The 8,625-nt window shown below is 61.0% G+C and carries 14 protein-coding genes; 1 reads left to right on the top strand and 13 read right to left on the bottom strand.

What is annotated here, in order from left to right:
• Nucleotides 1–33 precede the first annotated feature (33 nt).
• Both doeA and KO516_RS14495 read right to left on the bottom strand, forming a co-directional pair.
• Entirely contained in the window at nucleotides 34–1,230 is a 1,197-nt protein-coding gene (doeA, locus tag KO516_RS14500) for an ectoine hydrolase DoeA (protein ID WP_216004500.1), read from the bottom strand.
• Nucleotides 1,231–1,352: 122 nt separating this feature from the next.
• Nucleotides 1,353–1,973, bottom strand: coding sequence for a TIGR02466 family protein (locus KO516_RS14495; RefSeq protein ID WP_216004499.1), 621 nt, complete (start codon nucleotides 1,971–1,973; stop codon nucleotides 1,353–1,355).
• A gap of 90 nt (nucleotides 1,974–2,063) precedes the next feature.
• On the opposite strand from KO516_RS14495, the gene KO516_RS14490 reads away from it, so the two are divergent.
• Nucleotides 2,064–2,819, top strand: coding sequence for a hypothetical protein (locus KO516_RS14490; protein ID WP_216004498.1), 756 nt, complete (start codon nucleotides 2,064–2,066; stop codon nucleotides 2,817–2,819).
• Here KO516_RS14490 and KO516_RS14485 read toward each other — a convergent pair.
• The 11 genes from KO516_RS14485 to rpsJ form a co-directional block, all read right to left on the bottom strand.
• Nucleotides 2,816–2,980: a hypothetical protein gene (locus KO516_RS14485; protein WP_216004497.1), complete on the bottom strand. Its 165-nt coding sequence runs from the start codon at nucleotides 2,978–2,980 to the stop codon at nucleotides 2,816–2,818. The two genes, KO516_RS14490 and KO516_RS14485, sit on opposite strands and share 4 nt — an antisense overlap.
• Before the next feature lie 74 nt (nucleotides 2,981–3,054).
• Complete coding sequence (gene rplP / locus KO516_RS14480) at nucleotides 3,055–3,468, bottom strand: 50S ribosomal protein L16 (RefSeq protein WP_216004496.1); 414 nt, start codon at nucleotides 3,466–3,468, stop codon at nucleotides 3,055–3,057.
• A gap of 12 nt (nucleotides 3,469–3,480) precedes the next feature.
• Nucleotides 3,481–4,191 (bottom strand): 30S ribosomal protein S3, encoded by a 711-nt coding sequence (gene rpsC / locus KO516_RS14475; protein ID WP_216004495.1) that lies wholly within the window; start codon nucleotides 4,189–4,191, stop codon nucleotides 3,481–3,483.
• Complete coding sequence (gene rplV, locus KO516_RS14470) at nucleotides 4,191–4,571, bottom strand: 50S ribosomal protein L22 (protein WP_216004494.1); 381 nt, start codon at nucleotides 4,569–4,571, stop codon at nucleotides 4,191–4,193. Before rplV ends, rpsC begins: the two co-directional genes overlap by 1 nt.
• Before the next feature lie 3 nt (nucleotides 4,572–4,574).
• Nucleotides 4,575–4,853, bottom strand: a complete 279-nt coding sequence (rpsS, locus tag KO516_RS14465; RefSeq protein ID WP_008883583.1) for a 30S ribosomal protein S19 — start codon at nucleotides 4,851–4,853, stop codon at nucleotides 4,575–4,577.
• A gap of 3 nt (nucleotides 4,854–4,856) precedes the next feature.
• Nucleotides 4,857–5,699: a 50S ribosomal protein L2 gene (gene rplB / locus KO516_RS14460; RefSeq protein ID WP_216004493.1), complete on the bottom strand. Its 843-nt coding sequence runs from the start codon at nucleotides 5,697–5,699 to the stop codon at nucleotides 4,857–4,859.
• Nucleotides 5,700–5,936: 237 nt separating this feature from the next.
• Nucleotides 5,937–6,308 carry a DUF2513 domain-containing protein gene (locus KO516_RS14455; RefSeq protein WP_216004492.1) on the bottom strand — a complete coding sequence of 124 codons (372 nt, stop codon included), beginning with the start codon at nucleotides 6,306–6,308 and terminating at the stop codon, nucleotides 5,937–5,939.
• Nucleotides 6,309–6,432: 124 nt separating this feature from the next.
• Nucleotides 6,433–6,729 carry a 50S ribosomal protein L23 gene (locus tag KO516_RS14450; RefSeq protein WP_216004491.1) on the bottom strand — a complete coding sequence of 99 codons (297 nt, stop codon included), beginning with the start codon at nucleotides 6,727–6,729 and terminating at the stop codon, nucleotides 6,433–6,435.
• On the bottom strand, nucleotides 6,726–7,343 hold the full coding sequence (rplD, locus tag KO516_RS14445; RefSeq protein ID WP_216004490.1) for a 50S ribosomal protein L4: 618 nt from the start codon (nucleotides 7,341–7,343) through the stop codon (nucleotides 6,726–6,728). The genes KO516_RS14450 and rplD overlap by 4 nt, the downstream gene beginning before the upstream one ends.
• Nucleotides 7,340–8,062, bottom strand: coding sequence for a 50S ribosomal protein L3 (gene rplC, locus KO516_RS14440; RefSeq protein ID WP_216004489.1), 723 nt, complete (start codon nucleotides 8,060–8,062; stop codon nucleotides 7,340–7,342). Before rplC ends, rplD begins: the two co-directional genes overlap by 4 nt.
• A 12-nt stretch (nucleotides 8,063–8,074) precedes the next feature.
• A complete protein-coding gene (gene rpsJ / locus KO516_RS14435) occupies nucleotides 8,075–8,380 on the bottom strand; it encodes a 30S ribosomal protein S10 (protein WP_017467315.1) in 306 nt (101 codons plus the stop codon).
• Between the last annotated feature and the right edge of the window lie 245 nt (nucleotides 8,381–8,625).

The following is an 8,625-nucleotide window of genomic DNA, read 5'->3' as shown; positions in this document are numbered from 1 at the left end:
AAAAGGGTGAGACCATCGGCCCCGCCCTTCGATTCAGTCCTTCACCAGCATTTTTCGCGGCATGTCGCAGAAGATTTCCGGGGCGCCTTCGGTAATCGCGATGGATTCGGTGGTCTCGTAACCCCAGTCTTCCATCCAGAGCCCCGTCATGAAGTGAAATGTCATGCCCGGCTTCAGCTCTGTCCGGTCCCCCCGGCGCAGTGACATGGTGCGCTCACCCCAGTCGGGCGGATAACTCAGGCCGATGGAATAGCCGCAGCGGTTGTCCTTGACGATCCCGCGCTTTTCGAGCGACCGGAAGAACGCGTCGGCAATGTCATGACAAGTGTTCCCGGCGCGCGCAGCCTCGAGCCCCGCGTCCATGCCTTCGAGCACCGCCGCCTCGGCATCCAGCATCTCTTGTGGCGGCTTGCCAAGAAAGATCGTGCGCGACAGCGGCACGTGGTAGCGCTGATAGCAGCCAGCGATTTCGAAGAACGTACCTTCGTCCGGCTTCATCGGCAGATCGTCCCACGTCAGGTGCGGCGCGGCGGCATCCGGGCCCGAGGGCAACAGTGGCACGATCGCCGGGTAATCGCCGCCATGCCCGTACCATTCATCATAACGCAGACCGGCATCGTATATCTCGGCGACGAGATCGCATTTGCGTACACCGACATCGACCTTCTGCGCGATGCGATGGTGCATCCGCTCGACGATGCGCGCGGCCTGGCGCATGTAGTCGAGCTCCTTGGCGGATTTCACCGAGCGATGCCAGTTGATGAATCCGGTCGCATCGGCGAAGCGCGCGTTCGGCAAGCCATGCTGAAGCCGCTCATAGGCGCGAGCCGAGAACCAGTAATTGTCCATCTCGACACCGATGGTACCCTTGTCCCAGCCCATATCGGTGAGCTTGCTGCAAAGGTACTCCATCGGATGGCGTTCGGTCGATTGCACGTAATGATCGGGATAACCGATCACATATTCCTCGGTCATCCAGACCGTCCGGTAAGCGCCATTGGCGTCCTGGCCACGACCAAACCAGATCGGCGGGCCAGAGGGGCCGACCAACACGCATTGATGAACATAGAACGACCATCCGCCATAGCCCGCAACCCAGGCCATGTTGGAGGGATCGCTCAGGATCAGCAGATCGATCCCCTTGCGCGCCATGTCGGCGCGGATCTTGACGAGGCGCTCCTCGTATTCCTCCGTGGTGTAACGCTCTGGAGTTCGTTGAAGGTCAGGCACTTGCGCTCCTCGATCATATTGTTCGGGGCAGGCTGCGGCTCTGGCCTCGGCTGCGGCCGCGCCCGCCTATCGCTCAGAGCTTCTGCCGCGTGAGCCGCATTGTCCAGCCCTCGACCGGCCGCTCAGTCCCACTTGTAATTGAAACTGACCGAGATTCGCTCTTCTTCGGACATATTCGGCGGCACCTCGTGGCGCAGCCAACTTTCCCAGAGCAGCACATCGCCCACGTTCGGGGATTCATAGATAAACGTCTTCAGCTCTTCGCGGCAGCCTTTGCGACGCGCAGGCGCGGCCATCATGAATCCCAGACGCGGATCTTCGAGCTTCAACGCAGAGGTGCCTTCGGGCATCGACACATAGGTGGTGCCCGAGATCACCGAATGTGGATGGATGTGCGAGGCATGGGTGCCGCCTTCGGGCAAGATGTTGATCCAGATGTCTTCGACCACCAGCTTGCGCTCGCCCAGATCGAATTCAAGATCCTCGGCGAAGGCGGCGACATGCTTGTCGAGCGCCTCGATCAGCGCGGCGAAAATCGGGAAACGCCACGGCAGATCGGTCAGCGAGGCATAGGACGTATAGCCAGGATAGCCGTTGTCGTCGCACCACTCCTGCCCGGCCTCATCGTCTTCGGCAATGGACCAGCAAGACGAGGCCAGCTCGTCGGTGTCGATCAGCGGCTCCTGCTCTGACAGAGGGGCACGGTATAGGCGGGTCGCGAACAGCGAACGGATCTGGGTCATGGCGCGAGTCATACTGCGACTCGGAAGGCAAGGGAATCTCAACCTCTCACTGCGATGGTGCTCCGCGAAGAAATCACCACCGGAGTCAGAATGACCCAGCTGCGACTCGCCGCCCTGTTCCTGTGCCTGCTTGGCTGTCCCGCCCTCGCCGCCGCGCCGCTGATTGGCATCGGGCCAGCCCAGCCGTTGTTGCAGCAGGGCAAGGCGCTGATCACCTCGCGCGACGGAGCAGCGACGGGCGGCCCGAGCCTGTTCGCCGGGCGTCAGGGCGGCAGCCTGTTCGAACAGGTGGTGCGGCTGTATCAGGACGGCGATGCGCTGGATCAGGAAAACCATGCCTCGGAGCCCCCCCTGCCCGACCTGCAAACCAGCAAGGCCGAACGCGTGCGCCATATCATCGCCCGCGCCGAAGCAGGCCGCGCCGGGTATGACGCGGTGAACCATGGCGCGCGGGTCAAGCCACCAAAGAAGCCCACCGCCATGACCGTCGAAGAAATCTATCGCTGGATCAAGGCGACTCCGGGGCAGCCCCATGCCATCGGGCGCTACCAGTTCATTCCGTCGACCCTGAAGAGTCTGGTGGCGCGGGCGGGTATTGACCGAAGCCGCAGATTCAGCCCCGAAATCCAAGACCAGCTTGCCGACCTCTTGCTGCTCGACGCAGGGTTCGACGATATCGAACAGGGGGAGATCAGCCGTCGGGCCTTCATGAACAATCTCGCCAAGATCTGGGCGGGATTGCCGAATTCTTCCGGGAAAAGCCACTACCACGGCTATGCGGGCAACCGTGCCACGATGACCTGGGCGCGATTCGATCAAGAAATGGCCCCGATCTTTCCCCGTTAACGCGGCGCGGGCACCACGCAGATCGGACGATTGCCAGCGATCTGGCCACCCCCCATTTCAATGCAAAGATCCTTGTAGACGAAGCGCTCATAGATCCGGCCACCCGAGAATCCGGCGCAAAGCGCGACAATCAGCACGATTCGCCTGAACAACCAGAACATCTGTGTCCTCCAAAAGCAAAGGCCCCCGCCAAAGCGGGGGCCCTGTTTTCCGTCCGGCAAGAGCCTGGCGAAGCTTACCAGTCCTCGCGGACGACCACGCGGGTCTTGATCGGCAGCTTCATCGCGGCAAGGCGCAGCGCCTCGCGTGCGGTTTCTTCATCGACACCGTCGAGTTCGAACATCACGCGGCCGGGCTTGACCTTGCAGGCCCAGAAATCGACGGAGCCCTTACCTTTACCCATCCGGACTTCGGTGGGCTTGGAGGTCACCGGGGTGTCCGGGAAGATACGGATCCAGACGCGACCCTGACGCTTCATATGACGCGTCATGGCACGACGGGCGGCTTCGATTTGCCGAGCAGTAACCCGCTCGGGCTGAAGCGCCTTGAGGCCGTAATGGCCGAAGTTCAGATCGGAACCGCCCTTGGCCTCACCCTTGATGCGGCCCTTGAACATCTTCCGGAACTTGGTGCGTTTCGGTTGCAACATGGTTCAGTCTCCTTACCGGCGGCCGCCCATGGCGCCACGCGGAGCCGGACCATCCTGGATTTCCTGCGACTTGCGCTCGCGGGCGGACGGGTCATGCTCCATGATCTCACCCTTGAAGATCCAGACCTTGATGCCGATGATCCCATAGGCGGTCTTGGCTTCAACGGTGCCATAGTCGATGTCGGCACGCAGGGTGTGCAGGGGCACGCGACCTTCACGGTACCATTCGGTCCGGGCGATCTCGGCGCCGCCAAGGCGGCCCGCGACGTTGACCCGGATACCCTGTGCACCCATGCGCATCGCGCTTTGCACCGCGCGCTTCATGGCACGACGGAACGACACACGACGCTCGAGCTGCTGGGCGATGTTCTCGCCAACCAGCCGTGCGTCCAGCTCGGGCTTGCGAACCTCAACGATGTTGAGGTGCAGTTCCGAGTCGGTCATCTTTGCAAGCTTTTTACGCAGAACTTCGATGTCCGCGCCTTTCTTGCCGATGATGACGCCGGGGCGTGCAGTGTGAATGGTCACGCGGCACTTCTTGTGCGGACGCTCGATGATGACACGGGCGATGCCAGCGGCCTTGCACTCTTCGTGGATGAAATCGCGGATCGCGATATCCTCGAGAAGCAGGTCACCATAGTCCTTGGTGTCAGCGTACCAGCGGCTGTCCCAGGTCCGGTTGACCTGAAGACGCATGCCGATCGGATTGGTTTTATTCCCCATCAGGCTTGCTCCTCGATCTGACGGACCTTGATGGTGATCTCCGAGAACGGCTTGTTGATGCGGCCAAAACGGCCACGTGCCCGCGGACGGCCACGCTTCATCACCAGGTTCTTGCCCACATAGGCCTCGGCGACGACCAGTTCGTCGACGTCAAGGTTGTGGTTGTTCTCGGCGTTCGCGATTGCGGACTGAAGGCACTTCTTCACGTCCACGGCGATCCGCTTTTTCGAGAAGGTCAGGTCCGTGAGGGCCCGTTCCACCTTCTTGCCACGGATCAGCGCGGCCACCAGGTTCAGCTTCTGCGGCGAGGTGCGCAGCATGCGCAGCTTCGCCATTGCCTCGTTGTCCGCCACGCGGCGGGGATTCTTATCCTTGCCCATGGCTTACTTCCTCTTGGCTTTCTTGTCGGCTGCGTGACCATAGTAGGTCCGGGTCGGCGCGTACTCGCCGAACTTCTGGCCGATCATGTCTTCGGACACGTTCACCGGAACGTGCTTCTGGCCGTTGTAGACGCCGAACGTCAGACCGACGAACTGCGGCAGGATCGTCGAACGACGGGACCAGATCTTGATGACTTCGTTCTTGCCGCTTTCGCGAACCTTCTCGGCCTTTTTCAGGACGTAGGCGTCGACGAACGGGCCTTTCCAAACAGAGCGCGACATAAATTACCGCCCTTTCTTCTTGGCGTGGCGCGAGCGGATGATCAGCTTTTGCGATGCCTTGTTGGGATTGCGGGTGCGCTTGCCCTTGGTCGGCTTGCCCCACGGAGTCACCGGGTGACGGCCTCCAGAGGTCCGACCTTCACCACCACCATGCGGGTGGTCGATCGGGTTCATGACGACACCACGGACGCTCGGACGCTTGCCATAGTGGCGGTTACGACCGGCTTTACCGAGGTTCTGGTTGCTGTTGTCGGGGTTCGACACGGCACCGACGGTGGCCATGCATTCCTGACGAACCATGCGCAGCTCACCCGAGGACAGGCGGATCTGAGCGTAGCCGCCATCGCGACCGACGAACTGGGCATAGGTACCAGCGGCGCGTGCGATCTGACCGCCCTTGCCGGCTTTCAGCTCGATGTTGTGGACGATCGTGCCGATCGGCAGGCCCGAGAACGGCATTGCGTTGCCCGGCTTGATGTCCGCCTTCGCGCTGGCCACGATCTTGTCGCCGATGGCGAGACGCTGGGGCGCGAGGATATAGGCCTGCTCGCCGTCATCATACTGGATGAGCGCGATGAAGGCCGTGCGGTTGGGGTCATATTCGATGCGAACGACGATGCCGTTCACGTCCAACTTGGCCCGCTTGAAATCGACGATCCGGTAGAGACGCTTTGCGCCACCGCCGCGGCGGCGTGACGTGATCCGTCCGGTGTTGTTCCGGCCACCCGATTTCGTCAGACCCTCGGTGAGGGCCTTGACGGGGCGTCCTTTATACAGCTCCGAACGGTCGATCAGCACCAGCCCGCGCTGGCCCGGCGTCGTCGGCTTATACGACTTGAGTGCCATGCTTTCTGTCTTCCGTTAGCAGACGGTCGGGTTGCCCCGACCTATGTGTTAGCCCCCTCGCCCCGTGACGGGACCGCAGGTGGCCGGTGGTCTAGGCCCCCGAAGGTGCCCGGTTCGATACCCTCGGGACGGACCCCTGAGGCAAAACGCGAAGCCCCGGACGAATCCGGGGCCGTAGCGGATGGGGTCGTTTAGTTCGTTACTTCAACCACGTCAAGGGAGTGCGTTTCCGAGGCGTCAGAGCATGTCCGTCAGCAAACGTTTAATCTCTGATCTCGCGACATCCAGCACTATTTCCAACGTCCAACCACCGACTGCCCAAACCCTCTGCTTCGTAGCATCCCAAATCTTATGGTCGCGAATAGCGTCTAAAAAGTCATGCCCCTGCATCGTCATGCCATCGACATATATACAGCCGGAACCATTTTGATATCGACCGTATTGACGAAGAAGGCGCGCCTCAACAAGGAGCAAGGCGTGGTGGTAAGCTGCGGGAGCACCTTCGGAAAATTCTTCGAAATTAAGTTTCTGGACTTCGCCCACATTGCTGGGCGTGAAGTCTTCGACGCGTATAAGCATCTCTCTCAACAGGTCCAAATCTCGCTTCATATCGCGCTCCGCCGAAGAGGCTATTCGAGGCGAAACACCATAGTGTTGTCAATGCTTTCAGGTGCAGAGACGAAAAAGGCCCTCGCATCGCTGCGAGGGCCTTTCAGACGTTCTTTAGATCAGATCAAAGACCGGTCGATACGTCGATCGTGTTGCCCTCTTCGAGGGTCACATAGGCCTTTTTCACGTCATTCCGGCGGCCCATCTGGCCACGGAAGCGCTTGACCTTGCCCTTGGTGATGGTCGTGTTCACGGCCTTCACCTTGACGTCGAAGAGCGCCTCGATGGCTTCCTTGACCTGGGGCTTCGTCGCGTCGATCGCCACCTGGAAGACCACGGCGTTGTTTTCCGACGCCATGGTGGATTTCTCAGTGATGATCGGCTTGCGGATCACGTCGTAATGTTCGGGCTTCGCACTCATTTCAGTCGAGCCTCCAGAGCTTCGACACCCGCCTTGGTGAGCACGAGCGTGTCACGCTTGAGGATGTCATACACGTTGGCGCCCATGCTGGGCAGCACGTCCAGACCGTCGATGTTGGCAGCGGCGAGCATGAAGTTCTCGTTCACCGATGCGCCGTCGATGATCAGCGCGCGCTTCCAGCCAAGGTTCTTCACCTGGGCAGCGAGGGCCTTGGTCTTGGCTTCCGACGACGCGTTATCGATGATGATAAGCGAGCCGGCCTTTGCCTTGGCCGAAAGGGCCATCTTCAGACCGAGAGCACGGACCTTCTTGGGCAGGTCATGGGCGTGCGACCGCGGGGTCGGGCCCTTGTAGATGCCACCCTTGCGGAAGATCGTCGCCTTGCGCGAACCATGGCGTGCGCCACCGGTGCCCTTCTGGCGATAGATCTTCTTGGTCGAGTACGAGACTTCCGAGCGGGTCTTGACCTTGTGGGTACCGGCCTGCGCCTTGTTGCGCTGCCAGCGGACCACACGGTGCAGGATGTCGGCGCGCGGCTCGAGATCGAAGATCGCGTCCGTCAGCTCGACTTCGCCCGCGGCGGAACCGTCGAGGTTGATCACGTCGAGTTTCATTCGTCGCCTTCCTTCTGCTCGGCCTCAGCTGCGGGTGCAGCGGCGGATTTCAGAGCTGCCGGCAGAACCGCGTTCTCGGGGAACGGCTTCTTGACGGCATCCTTGATGGTGACCCAGCCACCCTTCGAACCCGGGACCGCGCCCTTGATCATGATGACGCCGCGATCCGCGTCGGTCTTCACGACCTGCAGGTTCTGGGTGGTGACGCGCACGGCACCCATGTGACCGGCCATCTTCTTGCCTTTGAACACCTTGCCGGGGTTCTGACACTGACCGGTCGAGCCGTGCGAGCGGTGCGAAATCGACACACCGTGCGACGCGCGAAGACCGCCGAAGTTGTGACGCTTCATGCCACCGGCAAAGCCTTTACCGATGGAGGTGCCGGACACGTCCACGAACTGGCCTTCAAAGTAATGATCCGCGGTGATTTCCTCACCGACATTGATCAGGTTTTCAGCGTCGACGCGGAATTCCGCGATCTTCCGCTTGGGCTCGACCTTGGCGATGGCGAAATGGCCGCGCATTGCCTTGCTGGTGTTCTTGGCCTTTGCCGAACCGGCGCCGAGCTGAACGGCAGTGTAGCCATCCTTGTCGGAGGTGCGGTTGGCAACGACCTGAAGGCCGTCGAGCTGAAGGACGGTCACAGGGATCTGCTTGCCGTCTTCCATGAACAGTCGGGTCATGCCGACCTTCTTCGCGATGATTCCAGAGCGCAACATCAATAGCTCTCCTTACACCTTGATCTCGACATCCACGCCGGCGGCGAGGTCGAGCTTCATCAGCGCGTCCACCGTCTGCGGGGTCGGATCGACGATATCCAGGAGCCGCTTGTGGGTGCGGATCTCGAACTGGTCGCGGGATTTCTTGTTCACGTGCGGACCACGCAGAACGGTGAATTTTTCGATCTTGTTCGGCAGCGGGATCGGGCCGCGGACCTGCGCGCCGGTACGCTTGGCAGTGTTGACGATTTCCTGCGTGCTGGCATCGAGCACGCGGTAATCGAACGCCTTGAGCCGGATACGGATGTTCTGGTTCATCGAACAGTCCTATTTTTGGCGTTGAGGTTGAGAGGAGGAGGCAGGACCATCCGGACCCCTCTTCGAACCCTGGCGGAGGCGATGCCCCCTTAAAGCAGACGGGTGCCGAAGCACCCGTCCGAATTCCTTGCAGGCGCGCCGGATATTCTGGCGCGCCCCGCGAGTCAAGCCCCTTTCGAGATATGACGGATCAGCGCCTCGCCCCTTGGGGCGAGGCATCTGAATTTACGCGAGGATTTTCGAGA

Origin of the sequence: Citreicella sp. C3M06 (genome assembly GCF_018860705.1) — a bacterium.
Lineage (GTDB): Bacteria > Pseudomonadota > Alphaproteobacteria > Rhodobacterales > Rhodobacteraceae > Salipiger.
The sequence above is the reverse complement of the archived record's forward strand: the minus strand, read 5'-3'. Positions and strand labels throughout refer to the sequence as shown.

Bases quoted from the DNA above. Each gene is read 5' to 3' on its own strand.
- KO516_RS14495 (WP_216004499.1), bottom strand. From the start codon at position 1,973: ATGACCCAGATCCGTTCGCTGTTCGCGACCCGCCTATACCGTGCCCCT.
- KO516_RS14490 (WP_216004498.1), top strand. From the start codon at position 2,064: ATGACCCAGCTGCGACTCGCCGCCCTGTTCCTGTGCCTGCTTGGCTGT.
- KO516_RS14485 (WP_216004497.1), bottom strand. From the start codon at position 2,980: ATGTTCTGGTTGTTCAGGCGAATCGTGCTGATTGTCGCGCTTTGCGCC.
- rplP (WP_216004496.1), bottom strand. From the start codon at position 3,468: ATGTTGCAACCGAAACGCACCAAGTTCCGGAAGATGTTCAAGGGCCGC.
- rpsC (WP_216004495.1), bottom strand. From the start codon at position 4,191: ATGGGGAATAAAACCAATCCGATCGGCATGCGTCTTCAGGTCAACCGG.
- rplV (WP_216004494.1), bottom strand. From the start codon at position 4,571: ATGGGCAAGGATAAGAATCCCCGCCGCGTGGCGGACAACGAGGCAATG.
- rpsS (WP_008883583.1), bottom strand. From the start codon at position 4,853: ATGTCGCGCTCTGTTTGGAAAGGCCCGTTCGTCGACGCCTACGTCCTG.
- rplB (WP_216004493.1), bottom strand. From the start codon at position 5,699: ATGGCACTCAAGTCGTATAAGCCGACGACGCCGGGCCAGCGCGGGCTG.
- KO516_RS14455 (WP_216004492.1), bottom strand. From the start codon at position 6,308: ATGAAGCGAGATTTGGACCTGTTGAGAGAGATGCTTATACGCGTCGAA.
- KO516_RS14450 (WP_216004491.1), bottom strand. From the start codon at position 6,729: ATGAGTGCGAAGCCCGAACATTACGACGTGATCCGCAAGCCGATCATC.
- rplD (WP_216004490.1), bottom strand. From the start codon at position 7,343: ATGAAACTCGACGTGATCAACCTCGACGGTTCCGCCGCGGGCGAAGTC.
- rplC (WP_216004489.1), bottom strand. From the start codon at position 8,062: ATGTTGCGCTCTGGAATCATCGCGAAGAAGGTCGGCATGACCCGACTG.
- rpsJ (WP_017467315.1), bottom strand. From the start codon at position 8,380: ATGAACCAGAACATCCGTATCCGGCTCAAGGCGTTCGATTACCGCGTG.